We start from the raw sequence: 14,787 nt of genomic DNA, 5'->3' as shown, positions 1-14,787 counted from the left end.
ATTGAAACACTCCCCTGCCGGCTCTTCCGGCGAACCCTTGTACAATATATCGGCAAGTGCCGTTTCTTGTTGCGGATTTTGGCCAAAATCTTAAGGATTGACAGGGCCTGGCGAAACCCCTAATCGAGGTCGGGCCGATGGATGTTGCATGGATGGAGCAGGCTCTGGCGCAGGCCCGCAAGGCCGGGGCGCTGGAGGAGGTGCCGATCGGGGCCGTGGTGGTGGCCGACGACCGAATCGTCGGCCGAGGCTACAACCTCCGGGAAACCCGTCACCGCCCCACCGCCCATGCCGAGCTCCTCGCCATCGAGGCGGCGGCCCGGAAATTGGGCCGTTGGCGGCTGGAGGGAACGACCCTCTATGTCACTTTGGAGCCCTGCCTGATGTGCTGGGGCGCCATCGTCTTGGCCCGAATCCCCCGAGTGGTCTATGGCGCCAAGGACCCCAAGGCCGGGGTTTGCGGGTCGGTCTTGAGCCTGCACGAAGAGCGCCGCTTCAACCATCGACCCCAGGTGGAAGGCGGCATCTTGGCCGAGGAGTGTGGAAAGGTATTGAGCGATTTTTTCCTGGGCTTGAGGAAAGAAAAGCGAAAGTAACCATTGGGGTTGAAGGGGGAGAATGGAATTCGCCCCTGGGCTTTAGCCAACTCGGAATGCTCCGAGTTGGCGAATAGGAGAGGTGACCGAGTGGTTGAAGGTGCACGCCTGGAACGCGTGTGTACGGGAAACCGTACCGTGGGTTCGAATCCCACCCTCTCCGCAGCACAGATGTCATTCCGAGGAGCGGGGGCCCCAGTCGAACGCCGTGAGGTTCGAGTGAGACTGGGGGGACGAGGAATCCTTGCGGAGTTTCTTAGCGATAAGGTACTCCCCAGGGATCCCTCACTTCGTTCGGGATGACAAACCTGTCTTAGGAGAGGTGACCGAGTGGTTGAAGGTACTCGCCTCGAAAGCGAGCGTGCCTTAACAGGCACCGTGGGTTCGAATCCCACCCTCTCCGCAGCAAAGCGGAGGAGAGGTATGTGAAGATCAGGAGATCTCGGGTGCCCTTTGGGCAGAAATCTCCTCTCTTTTGGGATCTCGGAACGAGAGTTCCGTAATCCCACCCTCTCCGTATTACTTTAATTTTTTATTTCGACTGACCTGCACCGAGCGTTCGATCCATCGATCCAGCTCTTCAGGGTCTTCCATGATCTCTTCGGGGACCAACCAATAAGACATCGTAGTGGATCGGTGTTTGCCCCGGCTATAGACGAAGGGCCGGCTTTCCCGCCGCTCAAACTCTTCCCGATTGCTCTCATCCACCTTGAAGTAAAGAGCCCCATCGACAATGATGGCGAAGATAACCCCATCTTTATAAATTCCCCAGCCACCAAACATCGCACGAGAATGAATTCCGGGGATGTTCCCCAAAAGATCCTGAACCACATAATCCCGGAAGGATTGATCCTGTTTCATTGCTTTTCCCCAATAAAATATTCTTCCCTCGCATCCAAGCTCTTCTCCCCCCCGTAGGGTTGGGCAAAACCACCATACCAAGAAAGGGGGATCCCGTGAAAATACGGCTTCTATTCCTATCCTTGCTCTCCTGCTTTCTGGTCCAAATGCCGGCCCTGAGCTGGGCTTCGGACCACGACGACGGCGAGAACGACGTCAAAGCCCGAGCTCTGAACCTCACCGACCTCTATGTTTTTCGGGAGGGCGACCAGACCGGCGACGACGCCGACAACGCCAACCTCATCTTCATCATGAACACCAACCCGCGCTCGGTGGCCCGGCAGCAATATTATTTCAGCACCCAGGCCCGCTATGAGTTCCACGCCACCCGGCGCGCCGGGCCCGATGAACCGGTCACCGGCGGCGACGACGTGATCCTGCGCTTCACCTTCGGCGAGCCCAACGGCTCGGCCCAGCAGCCGATCACCGTCACGGCCGTCGTCGACGGGAGCAGCAGCAGCACCAGCGCCAATTCCGGCGGCGGCGCCATCCTGACGACCGCCCTGAACGCTTCGCCGGTCTCCAACGAGGTCAACGTCGGCGGCGGAACCCTCACCGTCTTCGCCGGCCTTCGGGAGGATCCCTTCTTCTTCGACGTCGAATCCTTCTTCCGAGTCCGAGCCGGAGCCCTCGGTTTGGGCCCGGCGGTCGGATTCCGGCCGGCGGCCGAAGCCGTCGATTTCGCGAAGGGCTACAACGTCAACACCATCGTGGTTCGGGTTCCGATCGACTTCCTGGCCGGAAGCAGCGGGGCCACGACCTTCGACGTTTGGGAAACCATCTCGGTTCCGGACATGATCACCGTCCCTTAAGGAATCAAAGCGAAAGGAGAAAAAAATGAATTCGCGCCATATCTTTCTCGGCCTGCTCATCGCCTCCGCCACCGGCCTCGCGGCCTGCGGAAACGGCGGCAACGACAACATGAATGGCGGCAACGGCAACAACCCGCCGAATCCGCCGGCCATGACCAACTTCGTCCAAGTCGAGCGGCTAGCCCGCCCGGCGATCAACGAAGGCCTGATCCTGAGCAATGACTTCCTCAACGCCTTCAACAGCATCCCGCCCAGCGCCGACTTGAGCGACGCCGCGGCGCCGGTGCGAATGGAAGCCGTCGCGACCCTCGTCGCGGTCGGCAACGCCGATCCGGCGGCCACCGCCGCGGCTTTCCTGCCCGACGTGATGCGCATCGACACCACCGTGGCCAGCCCGGTCGGGACCTCGGCCTTCGCCAACTCGCTCAATGCCGTGGGCAGCCCGGTGGCCGGTCGGAAGCTCGAAGACGACGTCATCGACGTCGTTCTGACCGTCGTCACCAGCGGCGGCATCACCACCGACAACGTCTCCTACGCCGGCGAGCCCGGCAACATCGCCCAGGGTCATCAATTGCTGAACGGCCAAAGCTCCTTCGGCACCGAAGCGACCTTCCCGTTCTTGGCTCCGGCCAACTAGGAGGAAATATGAAAACGCCCGCGCGGAAAAAGCTCCTCATTTGGTCGACCTTGACCTTTGGCAGCTTGGGTGGATTGTTTCTCGGCTCGATCTTCACTTCCCAAGATCGTCCCCAGGACTGGATGAAGTACCGCTACTCGGTTTCGGCCACCGCCAATTCGGCCGAAGTGGAGCTCGGACACTATGAGCAAAAAGTCCAAGCTCAGCCCGGTTCGGCTTCTCACTGGGCCGGTCTGGCCGCGGCTCAGCGCAAAGCCGGCAAGCGCAGCGGCGATGGCGCCAAGCTCGAGCAAGCCCGCGTCGCCGCCGAGAAATCGTTGGCCTTGCTGCCTCACTTCAACCCGGCGGCCCGGCTGGTCCTGGCCCAACTGGCCCAGGACCGCCATGATTTTCCCACGGCCTTGGCCTTGGCCGAGCAAATCCTCCGGGAGAGTCCCCAAAACCCCCAGGCGATCTCCGTCAAAGTCAGCTCCAACTTGGCCTTGGGCAGGACCGATGCGGCCCGGGAAGACGCCGAGTATTTGGCTCGGCGTTTCCCGGGCTTGCCTTCCTTGACGATGCGGGCCCTGCTCGCACTCGAGGACGGGCGCGAGCGCGAAGCCCTGGCCGATTTCGAAAAGGCGATTCGCTCCGAAGATTTCGGCGACCGCGAAGGCTCGGCCTGGGTGCGGAGCCTGCTCGGCCGCCATTATCTCCGCCAGGGAAACTTGAAAACCGCCCGCTTCCTGCTCGGCGAAGCCCTCCGCATCCAACCCGAAACCCCCTTGGCGATGGGCTTGCTCGCCGAGCTGGAAGCCAAGGCGGGAAATCTCGAGCAAGCCGAAAGCCTGTACCGCCGGGCCTATCAAATCCTGCCCGAGCCTTCTTTCCGAGTGGATTTGGGCGCCGCTCTGGCCGCCGCCGGCCGGCGGGCCGAAGCCGAGGCTTTGTGGGCCGAGGCCGAGATTCAAATGCGACTCGACCTCGAGACCAACCCTTACGGCCACCGCGGCGAGATGGTCCATCTGCTGTTGAACCGGGCCGACCCGGCCGATTTCCCGGAAGCGCTTCGCTTGGCCGAAGCCGAGGCCGAGATCCGAAAGAACCGCGAGACCATGGAAACCCTGGCCTGGGCTCATGAGATGGCAGCCTCGGCCAAATAAGGAGCAACCAATGAAGCGGCGAGCGGCCGAACCAGCAAAATTATGCTGAACTCCAGAGGTAGAGGATCAGGTAACATCCGAGATTGAAGATTAGAATCGACCATACCCGCGCGTAATCGAGCTTCCGCCTCGATTTTACTGCGGCCGCGCCGGGGATCGCCAACAGCGCCATGCTGAGGATCACGAATCCGGCGGCGAGAAGATGATTCCGCGAGAGATGAGCCCAGAGACTTCCCTGAGTCCATATCCCCTCCATCGCGGCAAAAATCAGCATGTTGATACAATTGCTTCCCACGATGTTGCCCGCCACTAAATGGAAGAGACCGGCCCTAATGGCCGCAAGGGATGAAAACAATTCCGGAAATGACGTGGTGAATGCCAACAAGCTCGTCCCAAAGAAGGTGTTGCCCAGTCCCGTGAGCTCCGCAATTTTCTGGGCCGACGTCACCAAATAAGGGGAAGCGAAGAAAATCAAGACTGCTCCCGAGATGAAGCCCATCATGGGCCGGATCAAGAGCTTGGCTTTCGGGGTATTAGTCGCATCGGGTTCCTCGACGCCGCGAGGTTTCTCAAAGATCGCCCGAAGTCCCACCAAGTAAGTGAGAACCAAGACCGCTCCCGAAAGGCTGAAGCCCGGTAAGCCGAGACCGGTTTGGAGGTAGATGAAGAACCCTACTTCCGCCGTGAGAATGGCGGCTAGCCCGGCCGACAGCCGGCTCTGGCGGGACATCCGGCAATCGACAGATCGCCAAAAAACCAGGCTCAAGGCGCAGAGGATGATGAGATTAACCAGCGAGCTTCCCAGGAGGTCGCCGGCTGCGAGGTCCGGGATCCCCCTCCGGGTTGCCTCAATATCCACGAAAAGCTCGGGAGCCGAGGTGGCCGCGGCCAAGAAAAGGCTGCCCACGAACAGGTGGCCGAGGCCCGTGATCTTGGCAATTTTGTCGGAGGCCCTCACGAGCCATCTCGCGGCGAGCCAGATCATGGCCGCACTGGCAAGGAATTGGAATAAGATCATCTAATGATCAGGCGCCGATCTTCTCGATCAAGTTCACCAGATCGTCGGCGTGCTCTTCTTCCATTCCGAGAATGCCTTCGAGCAAACGCCGGGTGGTCGGATCGTTGGTCCCCATGTAATTGACCATCTCGCGATAGCTGTCGATCGCGATGCGCTCGGCGACCAAATCTTCCTTGATCATTTCGATGAGGGTATTGCCCTCGACGTATTCGGCATGGCTGCGGGTCGCCAAGCCCTCGGGGCTGAAATTGGGCTCGCCGCCGAGCTCGACGATGCGCTTGGCGATTTGATCGGCATGGGTCTGCTCGTCGTTGGCATGCTCGAGGAATTCTTGAGCCGCGATCGGAGCGTTGATCCCCGAAGCCATGAAATAGTGCCGCTTGTAGCGGAGGACGCAGATGATCTCGGTGGCCAAGGCCTCGTTAAGCAGCTTGATCACCGTTTCGCGGTCGCCTTTGTAGCCGGGGGTCACCGCGCCCTGCATGATGTGCTCGCGGGCGCGCTTGCGGAGGGTTTGAACGTCGGTCAAGAAGGGCTTATCCATGGTCATCTCCTGTGGTTGGACATTCCCAAGAATGATGCCCCAAAAACCGACCCGATACCAAGCAATTCAAGAAAGCCTTTTGTGGAATTTCAGCACGCTCAAGGTCAGGACCGTCACGGCCATGAACGTCAGCACCGAAACTTCCAGCCAAAGGTCGGCCAAATTCAGGCCTTTCAGCAGAATCCCCCGGATAATCCGAAGAAAAAAGGTCAGTGGGATGACGTTGCCCAAAAGATAGATCGCCTTGGGCATGGTCTCGCGGGGAAAGAAAAACCCCGAAAGCAGGATCGAGGGAGCGGCGAAGAACATGATCATCTGGGAGGCTTGCATTTGATTCTCGGCCACCGTCGAGGCGAGCAGGCCCAAGCCCAGACAAACCATCATGTAAAGGCTGGTCAGGCTGAAGAGCAACCAAGGACTGCCGCGCAGCGGAATGCCGAAGAGGAAATGGGCGGTGCCGAGCACGGTGCCGGCGATGACCAGGCCCACCAAGAGATAGGGAATCAATTTGCCGAGGATCAATTCGTAGGGCCGGATCGGCGTGACCAGGAGCTGCTCGAGGTTGCCCCGCTCCTTCTCCCGCACCACCGCCGAGCTGGTGATCATCGGGATCAGCAGCATGAGAAGCAAGCCGACGACGCCCGGCACCAGGAAGTAGGAGCTCTTCAAGTCGGGGTTGTACCACATCCGGGGGCGGTAATCGATCGGCAGGAGCGCGGCGTTGATCAGGCCCTCGCGGTCGAGGAAAGCGCTGACGATGGCCTGGCCGGTATTGAGCGCGGTGTTGGCCGGGTTGGAATCGGTCCCGTCGATCAGCATTTGCAGCTCGGCGCCCTTGCCGCTGAGGAGCCGCTCGGCGAAGGCCGGCGGAATGTGGAGGGCGGCCTTGACCTTGCCCAAATCGAGAGCCCGCCGCAAATCGGCTTCGGACTGGCCGATATAATTGATGTCGAAATAGGCGCTTTCCCTCAAGGCCTCGACCAAACGGCGACTGAGCGGGGTCTGATCTTCATTGTAAACGATGGTGCTCAGATGCTTGACGTCGGTGTCGATGCCGTAGCCGTAGATCATCAGCTGCATCACCGGCATGAAGACGATCAAGGCCAGGGTCTTGGGATCGCGGAAGAGCTGGACGAACTCCTTCCAGATGATGGCCCGGATCCTATGCATCCTCCGACTCCGATAGGATCGCGAAAACGTCCTCCAAGGCCGCCGGCACCGTTTCGAGACGGCTGATCCGAATATTTTGGCCGGCGGCGGCTTGCCGGATTTCGGGGATGACCGCCTCGGCGCTTTTCACGTTGAGATGAAGGGTCGTGCCGTAAGCCGTGATCTCGGTCACGCCCGGCAGCTTTTCGAAAACCTTGGAGGCCTTCATCAGGGGCTGACATTCGACCTCGATGACTTGGCCCGGATTGTTGGCCTTGAGCTGGGCCGGCTGGCCGATGGTCAGGAGCCGTCCCATGCTGATGAAGGCGATCTGATTGCAACGCTCGGCCTCTTCCATATAGTGAGTGGTGACGAAGAGGGCCACTCCGCTATCGGCGAGCTGGTAGAGCACTTCCCAAAGCGCCCGCCGCGACATCGGGTCGACGCCGGCGGTGGGCTCGTCGAGGAAGAGGATCCGCGGCTCGTGGAGCATGGCCGCCGCCACCGCCACCCGCTGCTTCCAGCCGCCGGAAAGGTCGCCGGCCAGCCGTTCACGGTAGGGATCGAGGCCGGTCAGCTCGATGACCGCTTCCATCCGCTCCTTGAGCTTGTCGCGGGACAAGCCGTAGATCCGGCCGTAGAACTTGAGATTCTCCATCACGGTCAAATCGCTGTAGAGGCTGAAGCGCTGGGAAACGTAGCCGATCGCGGTCTTCACCTTTTCGGGGTCGCGGTTGACGTCGAAGCCCCCGACCATCGCGGTGCCCTCGCTCGGCTCGAGGATCCCGCAGAGCATCCGGATCGTGGTGCTCTTGCCCGAGCCGTTGGAGCCGAGAAAGCCGAAGATCTCGCCGTAGCGGATCGCGAAGCTAATGTGATCGACCGCGGTGAGCTTGCCGAAGCGCCGGGTCAGGCCCTTGGCCTCGATGGCGATCTGCTCGCTCATGGCGCCGCTCCCGGCCGCATCGGCAGGTCGACCTCGGCCGAGACGCCGGGCCGCAGGTATTGAGGCGGGTTTTCGAGGGCGATCTTGACCGCGAAGGTTTGGGTCACCCGCTCCTCCGGCGTCTGGACGTTGCGCGGGGTGAACTCGGCTCGGGGAGCGATGAAGGTGACTCGACCTTTGAACTCCTCGGCCAAACCGTCGAAGTGAAGCGTCGCCTCCTGATTCATCTCGATCCGGCTGACGAGGCCCTCGGGAATGAAAACCCGCACCCACATCCGGTTGCGGTCGCCCAAAATAAAGACCGGCGAATTGCCCGAGACCACCTCGCCGCTTTCGTGGACCTTGGTCAGCACCACGCCATCGATCGGCGAGATCACCCTTTGGTCGCGCATCGCCATCTCGGCCTGCTCCACCGCCTGGCGGCTGCCGCCGCCGCGGGCCAGGAGCAGCTCCTGGCGCTGGTACTCCCGCTCGGCCAAGTCGAAGCGATCGGTGAGGGCCAAGACTTGGCCCTGCTTCACCTCGTCGCCCTCGTCCACCGCCACTTGGATCAGGCGCCCGGCCACCGGCACGCCGACGCCGTGCTCGGTCATCTCGAGAGTGCCCGAGAGCTGGATCAGGTTCTCCGGGGCCTTGCGGGAACAGGCCAAGCACAGGGCCGGCAAAAGGAAGAGAAGCGAGAGTTTGACGCGCGGGTTTTTCATGAATCGGGCAACTCCTCCAGCCAAGCCTGCATTCGGCCCAGCCGATGTTCCAAATTGACCCAGGCCAGGCGATAGGCGGCGTCGGCTTGGTCCAGGCTTTCCTGGGAGGCGATGACTTCGCGGCGCGCCTCGACCACCTCGAGCTCGCTGCCCAGCCCGCTCTCCCGCCGGGCCTGGCTCACGTTCAAGGCGGCCCGGCTTTGGTCGAGGCCGGCCCGGGCCGCTCGCTGGGCCTCGATGCTCTGCTTGAGCGCGGCCAGGGCCGAGCGGACATCGGCCTCGCGGTCGCGGCGCAGCTGCTCCAAGCGCAGCTCGCTCTCCTGCAGCTTGGCCGAGGCTTCGCGAATCCGGGCTTCGCGAAGTCCGCCTTGGTAGAGCGGAATCGAAAGGCCGGCGCCGAAATTGTAAGTGTCGGTGGCATTGGCCGGATCGGGCCCGCTGGCGCCGTAGTCGGCGGCGCCGACGACTTTCGGAAAATAGTCGGCCTTTTCGACGCTCCGGTCTTGCCGGTCCAAATCGACTTGGCGGCGAGCCACCGCTAGGTCGGGATGTTGGTCGATCCAGCTTTGGATCTCGGCCTCGCCGGGCGCCGCCACCGGGCCCAGCGAAACCGAGCCTGGAAAGCGAATCGCCTGCTCCGGCGGCAAACCCAAAGCCGCCGCTAAGTCGAGCCGCCTTTCCTCGGCGTCGCGCTCGGCACCGGCGACTTGGTTGCGAACCGCGGCCAAGGCCGCACGGGACTGGGTCACCGCCAAGTCGGAGCCCAAACCGATCTCGCGCTCGGCGCCGGCCAAGCGGTAGCGGGCTTCCTCGCGCCGAACCAGGGCCCGGGTATTTTCCAAGGTTCGCTGGGCGCTTTGGGCCTCGAGATAGAGAGTGGCGGTCAAGGCCAAGGCGTCGGCCTCGGCCCGGCGCCGGTCCTCTTGGCTGAGCCGGGTGCCGAGCTTGGCCAATTTCAGCTGACGAAGGGCCGAGAGATCGAAGAGGGTTTGGCGCAAGGCGATCCGAGCGTCGAAGACGTTGAAAGGCGGAGGCTTGGGATCGAAAGTGAAGCCGGGAATTTGGGGGTCGATGCCGAAGGTCTCGAGGTTGACGGTCCGCCGGTACTGCGAGGCGGTCACGTCGAAGTTGGGCAGCAAGACCGACTTGGCTTGACCGATCCGGGCCATGGCGGCTTGAACCCGCTGGTCGGCGACCAGGACCTCGACGTGGCGGTTTTGGGCCAAGCGAAGCGCCTGCTTGAGGGTCAGGGGTTCCGGGGCGGCGAGGGCCGGGCGGCCCGCCAAGGCCGCAAGACCGGCCAAGACCATCGCCCAGGATTTGCCGCACCGGTTTCTTCCCATTGGTCATTGAAATTACTGACAAACCCGTTGCCAAGCCAAGCGATTTCCCATTAGTGTTTCTCCCCACAGGACAAGGGCTCAATCCAAGGGAGATCTCATGAAGCGAAAGCGAATTTTCGGAACTTTAGCCGGTCTTTTGGCCGCCACCTCCATCTCAGCCCTGGCCCAAGCCGCCAGCATCACCGTCAACACCGAGGCCGACGTCATCGACACGCCCGAATGCACGCTGCGCGAGGCCATCGCCTCGGTCAACCAGGACAGCGTTCTCGGCGGCTGCACCACCGCCGGCACCGGAACCATCGACACCGTCGAGTTGCCGGCCGGCAGCTACGTCCTGAGCCTCACCGGCTTCGACGACAACAACGGCAACGGCGACCTCGACGTCCTGGCCAACCTGACCCTTAACGGCGCCGGCGCCGACACCACCTCGATCAGCGCCCAGGGCCTTCAGGACAACGGCGAGCCCGAGCGGGTCCTGGACATCAATCCCTTGGGCCAAATCCTCAACGTCACGATCAATGGCGTGACCGTCCGGGACGGCTTGGAAAGCGACGACGGCGGCGGCATCCGCATCGAGGGCAATTCGAACAATGAGCTTTTGACCGCCAAGCTCGGCGTCTTCGACGGCACCTTCACCTTGGTCACCCTCAACGGAGTCCGGGTCGTCGACAACGAGTCCGACGATGACGCCGGCGGCATCCTCAACGCCTTCGCCCAAGTCGTGATCGACGATTCCGAGATCTCGAATAACATCTCCAATGAAAGCGGCGGCGGCCTCGAAAGCTTCACCGATCTCGAGGTCCGGATCGGCAATTCCGTGATCGATGGAAATACCGCTGTCTTTGGCGCCGGGATCTCCTCCGAGAGCGGCAATCTTTTCATCGACGCGACGACGATCTCGAACAACAGCGGAGCCTGCGTCGGCGGCGGCTTGGCCATCGATGGCCGGGCAACCGTGACCAACTCCACGATCAGCGGAAACCGGGCCGATGGCGGCGTCTGCGCCTTCGGCACGGTCGATCCGGTCAATGTCGGCGGCGGCGTGGCCTTGGACACGACCTCGTCACTCCTGATCGCGAATAGCACCATCAGCGGCAACTTCGCGCCCAACGGCGGCGGCGGCATCGCGATGGCGCTTCCGACGCCGGCGGCGCCTGCCCCGGTCACCGCCATCAAGCTCGGACAGCTCGGCGTCGAAGGCCTCCACTTGAACAACGCGACCATCGCTGAAAACAGCACCGACGGCGTCGGCGGCGGAATCCTGACTCTCGTCATCCAGCCGGTGGGCGAGCCTCCCTCGATGCTCCTCACCATGGCCAACAGCATTCTGGCCAACAATCAGGCCGGCGACTCCAGCCCCGACTGCGCGGCTGAATTCTTTTCCGAAGGCTACAACCTGATCGGCGACACCGAAGGCTGCGTCGGCTTTACCGCCACCGGCGACCAAACCGGCATCGATCCCCAATTGGGCCCGCTCCAGGACAACGGCGGCCCGACTTTCACCCACGCCTTGCTCGTCGGCAGCCCGGCCATCGATACCGCCAACCCCGACGGCTGCACCGACAATGCCGGCACTCTCTTGACCCGCGATCAACGCGGCGAAACCCGGCCGGTCAACGCCACCGGCCTGGCCACCGCGATCTGCGACCGCGGGGCCTTCGAGTTCCAATTGCCCGAGCCGACCCCGACGCCCACCCCAACGGCGACGCCCGGTTTCCTGCTCAACGGGACCGGCTGCGCCTTGGTCGAAAGCGCCGCGCCGAACGCAGGTCCGGCCCTCTTGGCCTTGCTCGCCGGCTGCAGCGCCCTGGCCTATCGGCGGCTGCGCCGGGCTGAGTAGCCGATCGATTTCCATTCGAGGAAGGCATCCCCAAAGGATGCCTTCCTTTTTTTTGGCGCTCGGACCAGAATGGCGGCATGTCCGGGATCGTCTTCTTCGACGGCGTCTGCAATCTCTGCAATGCCGCGGTTCGTTTCATCATCGACCGCGATCCCCGAGCTTATTTTCGCTTCGCCTCGCTGCAGTCGGAGGCCGCCGCGAAAATGATTCCGGCCGAATGCCGGGCCAGGGCCGGCGATTCGATCGTCCTACTGGAAAATGAGGAGTGCTTCGCCACTTCGACGGCGGCCTTGCGGATCGCCCGGCGGCTCCGCTTCCCTTGGTGGCTGCTGTACGCCGGGATCTTGATCCCGCGCTTCCTCCGCGACCCGATCTATTCCTGGATCGCCCGCAACCGCTACCGTTGGTTCGGGAAAAAGGACTCCTGCACCCTGCCGACGCCGGAGTTGAAGGGAAGGTTTCTTTAACCGGTCATCGTGGAGCAAGATGTCATCCTGAGCGGGGGCCCCAGTCGAGCGCCGCGAGGTTCAAGCGAGACTGGGGCGAAGGATCTACGACCTGCCAGGAACTATGAGAACCCAAAGCTCCTTCGTTGCCACGGAATCCCTCCGAATACACGAAGAAGCTTAGGTCTTTCAAAAAACCTAGGCCAGTCGCAGATCCTTCGCTTGGCTCAGGATGACGCCGGGACCGGCTAGAATAATCCGCCGAGCCCGCCGCTCTTGCGCTTGCCGCCGCCGAAGATCGAGCCGAGGACGCCGCGGATGATCTGGTTGCCGAGCTGGGAACCGATGCTGCGGGTGGCCGACTTGATGAAAGCCTCGCCGTAGCCCTGACGATTGCTGGACCGGGGCGCCGTCTTCGACTCGGCCTTGGCCGCCGCGGCCTCGGCTTGGGCTTGAGAAGCCTCTTCCTGCCGCTTCTTCAGCAGCTCATAGGCCGACTCCCGATCGACCAGCTTGTCGTAAACCCCGGCCAAGGGCGAGCGGGAGATTTTCTCGGCCCGCTCGGCGTCGCTCAGCGGGCCCACCCGCGATTCGGGCGGCGCGATCTTGACCCGCTCGACCGGCGCCGGCCGGCCTTCGAGGTCGAGCAGCGAGACCAGGGCCTCGCCGACTCCCAGCTCGGTGATGGCCTTCTCGGTGTCGATCGCCGGGTTCTGCCGGAAGGTCTGGGCCGCCACCTTCACCGCCTTTTGGTCGCTGGGCGTGAAGGCCCGGAGCGCGTGCTGGACCCGATTGCCGAGCTGGCCCAAGACGCTCTCCGGGATGTCCATCGGGTTCTGAGTGATGAAATAAATGCCGACGCCCTTGGAGCGGATCAACCGCACCACCTGCTCGATCTTCTCGAGCAGGGCCTTGGGCGCGCCGTTGAAGAGGAGATGGGCCTCGTCGAAGAAGAAGACCAACTTGGGCCGGTCCAGATCGCCGACTTCGGGCAAAGCCTCGAAGAGCTCGGAGAGCAGCCAGAGCATAAAGGAAGTGTAGACCTTGGGGTCCTGCATGAGCCGCTGGGAATCCAAGACGCTGATCACGCCATTGCCCGAAAAATCCTTCTGCATGAGGTTTTCCAGCCGAATCGCCGGCTCGCCGAAAAAAATCTCGCCGCCCGACTCGCCCAGCACCAAAAGCTGCCGTTGGATCGTGCCCAAGCTTTGGGTCGAAAGATTGCCGTAATCGGCCTTCAGCTCCTTGGCCTGATCGCTGGCGAAGCTGAGCATGGCCTGCATGTCCTTCAAGTCGAGGAGCAGGAGGCCGTTGTCGTCGGCGACCTTGAAGACGATCTGCATCACGCCTTCCTGGGTGTCGTTCAAATCCAAGACCCGGCCCAAGAGCAGCGGCCCCATCTCGCTGACCGTGCCGCGCAGCGGGTGGCCCTTTTGGCCGTAGATGTCCCAAAAGATCGTCGGGTAGGCCCGGGGCTGATAGTCGAGCTTGAGCTCCTCGATCCGGGCCTGGATCTTGCCGCCGGGCTGGCCGGCGGCGGCCAAACCCGAGAGGTCGCCCTTGACGTCGGCCATGAAGACCGAGACGCCCTCGCGGGCGAAGCCTTCGGCCAGGCGCTGCAAGGTCACGGTCTTGCCGGTGCCGGTGGCGCCGGCGATGAGGCCGTGGCGATTGGCCATCTTCAGCTCCAAAGCGACGGGGCGATTTTGGGAGTCTTTGCCGAGGAGGATCTGGGTCATAATTCTTCCTTCGCTGGAAAGATTTGATCGAGGGACTTCAAGACCGAAGCATCGAGGGGCACTTTCAAGGCGCCGAGGTTCTCGGCCAGCTGCTCGGGCCGGGTCGCGCCGGTGATGACGCTGGAGATGCCGGGTTGGGCGGCGGCCCAGGCCAGGGCCAATTGGGCCCGGCTGCAGCCGAGCTCCTCGGCCACCGCCTTGAAGCGCTTCACCTTGGCCAAGCGCTCCGGCGTGATCACCGATTCGCGGAGCCATTCCATCTCGGCCAGCCGGCTGCCCGGCGGAAGGCCTTGGTCGTATTTGCCGGTGAGCAGGCCCGAGGCCAAGGGGCTCCACACCGCCAAGCCCATTCCATTCTGAACGGCGACGTCGCGGACTTCCTCCTCGACCCGGCGCCGGGCCAAGAGGCTGAACTGGGGCTGCTCGACCTGGGGCCGGTAGAGATTTCGGCTGCCGCAAAGCTGATTCACCTCGGCCAGCTGCTGGCCGCTCCACTCGCTGGTGCCCCAGTAAAGCACCTTGCCCTGGTGAACCAAGTCGTCCATCGCCCGGACGGTTTCCTCCAGCGGCGTCTCGGGATCGGCCCGGTGGCAGAAATAGATGTCGAGATAGTCGGTGCCGATTCGCTTCAGGCTCTTTTCGACCGATTCGAGGACGTGCTTGCGCGAGAGGCCGCGGTCGTTGACGTCATCGCTCATCGGCCAGAAGACCTTGCTCGAGATCACCAGCTCATGGCGCGGAAACTCCTTCAGCACCTCGCCCATCGCCTTTTCGGATTCGCCGCGGGCATAGACGTCGGCGATATCGAAGAAATTGATCCCGGCCTCGAAGGCTTGGACGATGATCTTTCGGATGGTCTCGGCGTCCTTGACGCTGCCGCCGTAGGTGGTCCAGCCGCCGAGGCCGAAGACGCTAACCTTGGCGCCGCAGCGGCCGAGCGGGCGGTAAGGCATGCTGAACTTGGACATGGG

At 62.6% G+C, this 14,787-nt stretch carries 15 protein-coding genes and 2 tRNA genes; 8 read left to right on the top strand and 9 right to left on the bottom strand.

Going from position 1 to position 14,787, the window contains the following annotated elements; all coding sequences use genetic code 11:
- Positions 1 to 137 precede the first annotated feature (137 nt).
- From tadA to VJR29_13310, 3 genes are all read left to right on the top strand, one after another.
- The gene (gene tadA / locus VJR29_13320; protein ID HKY64386.1) at positions 138 to 596 is read left to right on the top strand and encodes a tRNA adenosine(34) deaminase TadA; all 459 of its coding nucleotides are present in this window, start codon (positions 138 to 140) and stop codon (positions 594 to 596) included.
- A gap of 76 nt (positions 597 to 672) precedes the next feature.
- A tRNA-Ser gene (locus tag VJR29_13315) sits at positions 673 to 759 on the top strand.
- Between the two features lie 153 nt (positions 760 to 912).
- A tRNA-Ser gene (locus VJR29_13310) sits at positions 913 to 999 on the top strand.
- A 116-nt stretch (positions 1,000 to 1,115) separates the two neighbouring features.
- On the opposite strand, the gene VJR29_13305 is transcribed toward VJR29_13310, so the two are convergent.
- Positions 1,116 to 1,457 (bottom strand): TfoX/Sxy family protein, encoded by a 342-nt coding sequence (locus VJR29_13305; GenBank protein ID HKY64385.1) that lies wholly within the window; start codon positions 1,455 to 1,457, stop codon positions 1,116 to 1,118.
- 95 nt (positions 1,458 to 1,552) lie between these two features.
- Between VJR29_13305 and VJR29_13300 the strand changes: the two genes are divergently transcribed.
- From VJR29_13300 to VJR29_13290, 3 genes are read left to right on the top strand one after another with little or no spacing between them, the layout of a single operon-like run.
- A complete protein-coding gene (locus VJR29_13300) occupies positions 1,553 to 2,308 on the top strand; it encodes a DUF4331 family protein (protein ID HKY64384.1) in 756 nt (251 codons plus the stop codon).
- Between the two features lie 25 nt (positions 2,309 to 2,333).
- Positions 2,334 to 2,945, top strand: a complete 612-nt coding sequence (locus VJR29_13295; GenBank protein HKY64383.1) for a DUF4331 family protein — start codon at positions 2,334 to 2,336, stop codon at positions 2,943 to 2,945.
- An 8-nt stretch (positions 2,946 to 2,953) separates the two neighbouring features.
- Positions 2,954 to 4,087 (top strand): tetratricopeptide repeat protein, encoded by a 1,134-nt coding sequence (locus VJR29_13290; GenBank protein HKY64382.1) that lies wholly within the window; start codon positions 2,954 to 2,956, stop codon positions 4,085 to 4,087.
- A 40-nt stretch (positions 4,088 to 4,127) separates the two neighbouring features.
- On the opposite strand, the gene VJR29_13285 is transcribed toward VJR29_13290, so the two are convergent.
- Genes VJR29_13285 through VJR29_13260 form a run of 6 tightly spaced genes read right to left on the bottom strand, consistent with a single transcriptional unit; the run spans position 4,128 to position 9,791 of the window.
- Positions 4,128 to 5,105 carry a hypothetical protein gene (locus VJR29_13285; protein ID HKY64381.1) on the bottom strand — a complete coding sequence of 326 codons (978 nt, stop codon included), beginning with the start codon at positions 5,103 to 5,105 and terminating at the stop codon, positions 4,128 to 4,130.
- Positions 5,106 to 5,112: 7 nt separating this feature from the next.
- The gene (locus VJR29_13280; protein ID HKY64380.1) at positions 5,113 to 5,655 is read right to left on the bottom strand and encodes a ferritin-like domain-containing protein; all 543 of its coding nucleotides are present in this window, start codon (positions 5,653 to 5,655) and stop codon (positions 5,113 to 5,115) included.
- Positions 5,656 to 5,715: 60 nt separating this feature from the next.
- Positions 5,716 to 6,819, bottom strand: coding sequence for an ABC transporter permease (locus VJR29_13275; GenBank protein ID HKY64379.1), 1,104 nt, complete (start codon positions 6,817 to 6,819; stop codon positions 5,716 to 5,718).
- Positions 6,812 to 7,744 (bottom strand): ABC transporter ATP-binding protein, encoded by a 933-nt coding sequence (locus VJR29_13270; protein HKY64378.1) that lies wholly within the window; start codon positions 7,742 to 7,744, stop codon positions 6,812 to 6,814. The genes VJR29_13275 and VJR29_13270 overlap by 8 nt, the downstream gene beginning before the upstream one ends.
- Positions 7,741 to 8,448, bottom strand: coding sequence for an efflux RND transporter periplasmic adaptor subunit (locus VJR29_13265; GenBank protein ID HKY64377.1), 708 nt, complete (start codon positions 8,446 to 8,448; stop codon positions 7,741 to 7,743). Before VJR29_13265 ends, VJR29_13270 begins: the two co-directional genes overlap by 4 nt.
- A complete protein-coding gene (locus VJR29_13260; protein ID HKY64376.1) occupies positions 8,445 to 9,791 on the bottom strand; it encodes a TolC family protein in 1,347 nt (448 codons plus the stop codon). Before VJR29_13260 ends, VJR29_13265 begins: the two co-directional genes overlap by 4 nt.
- Positions 9,792 to 9,888: 97 nt before the next feature.
- Here VJR29_13260 and VJR29_13255 point away from each other — a divergent pair, with 97 nt between their 5' ends.
- Positions 9,889 to 11,631 carry a choice-of-anchor Q domain-containing protein gene (locus tag VJR29_13255; GenBank protein HKY64375.1) on the top strand — a complete coding sequence of 581 codons (1,743 nt, stop codon included), beginning with the start codon at positions 9,889 to 9,891 and terminating at the stop codon, positions 11,629 to 11,631.
- Positions 11,632 to 11,708: 77 nt separating this feature from the next.
- Positions 11,709 to 12,098 (top strand): DCC1-like thiol-disulfide oxidoreductase family protein, encoded by a 390-nt coding sequence (locus VJR29_13250; protein HKY64374.1) that lies wholly within the window; start codon positions 11,709 to 11,711, stop codon positions 12,096 to 12,098.
- Between the two features lie 227 nt (positions 12,099 to 12,325).
- Here VJR29_13250 and VJR29_13245 read toward each other — a convergent pair whose 3' ends face one another.
- A complete protein-coding gene (locus tag VJR29_13245; protein ID HKY64373.1) occupies positions 12,326 to 13,816 on the bottom strand; it encodes a helicase HerA-like domain-containing protein in 1,491 nt (496 codons plus the stop codon).
- The coding region (locus VJR29_13240; protein ID HKY64372.1) for an aldo/keto reductase family protein at positions 13,813 to 14,787 on the bottom strand (975 nt) is incomplete at its 5' end. The genes VJR29_13245 and VJR29_13240, both read right to left, overlap by 4 nt.

The organism is bacterium, assembly GCA_035281585.1.
GTDB lineage: Bacteria > UBA10199 > UBA10199 > DSSB01 > DSSB01 > DATEDP01.
Note: the sequence above shows the minus strand (reverse complement) of the source record. Positions and strands in the feature narration are given on the sequence as shown.

Bases quoted from the DNA above. Each gene is read 5' to 3' on its own strand.
- tadA (HKY64386.1), top strand. From the start codon at position 138: ATGGATGTTGCATGGATGGAGCAGGCTCTGGCGCAGGCCCGCAAGGCC.
- VJR29_13305 (HKY64385.1), bottom strand. From the start codon at position 1,457: ATGAAACAGGATCAATCCTTCCGGGATTATGTGGTTCAGGATCTTTTG.
- VJR29_13295 (HKY64383.1), top strand. From the start codon at position 2,334: ATGAATTCGCGCCATATCTTTCTCGGCCTGCTCATCGCCTCCGCCACC.
- VJR29_13290 (HKY64382.1), top strand. From the start codon at position 2,954: ATGAAAACGCCCGCGCGGAAAAAGCTCCTCATTTGGTCGACCTTGACC.
- VJR29_13285 (HKY64381.1), bottom strand. From the start codon at position 5,105: ATGATCTTATTCCAATTCCTTGCCAGTGCGGCCATGATCTGGCTCGCC.
- VJR29_13280 (HKY64380.1), bottom strand. From the start codon at position 5,655: ATGACCATGGATAAGCCCTTCTTGACCGACGTTCAAACCCTCCGCAAG.
- VJR29_13275 (HKY64379.1), bottom strand. From the start codon at position 6,819: ATGCATAGGATCCGGGCCATCATCTGGAAGGAGTTCGTCCAGCTCTTC.
- VJR29_13270 (HKY64378.1), bottom strand. From the start codon at position 7,744: ATGAGCGAGCAGATCGCCATCGAGGCCAAGGGCCTGACCCGGCGCTTC.
- VJR29_13265 (HKY64377.1), bottom strand. From the start codon at position 8,448: ATGAAAAACCCGCGCGTCAAACTCTCGCTTCTCTTCCTTTTGCCGGCC.
- VJR29_13260 (HKY64376.1), bottom strand. From the start codon at position 9,791: ATGGGAAGAAACCGGTGCGGCAAATCCTGGGCGATGGTCTTGGCCGGT.
- VJR29_13255 (HKY64375.1), top strand. From the start codon at position 9,889: ATGAAGCGAAAGCGAATTTTCGGAACTTTAGCCGGTCTTTTGGCCGCC.
- VJR29_13250 (HKY64374.1), top strand. From the start codon at position 11,709: ATGTCCGGGATCGTCTTCTTCGACGGCGTCTGCAATCTCTGCAATGCC.
- VJR29_13245 (HKY64373.1), bottom strand. From the start codon at position 13,816: ATGACCCAGATCCTCCTCGGCAAAGACTCCCAAAATCGCCCCGTCGCT.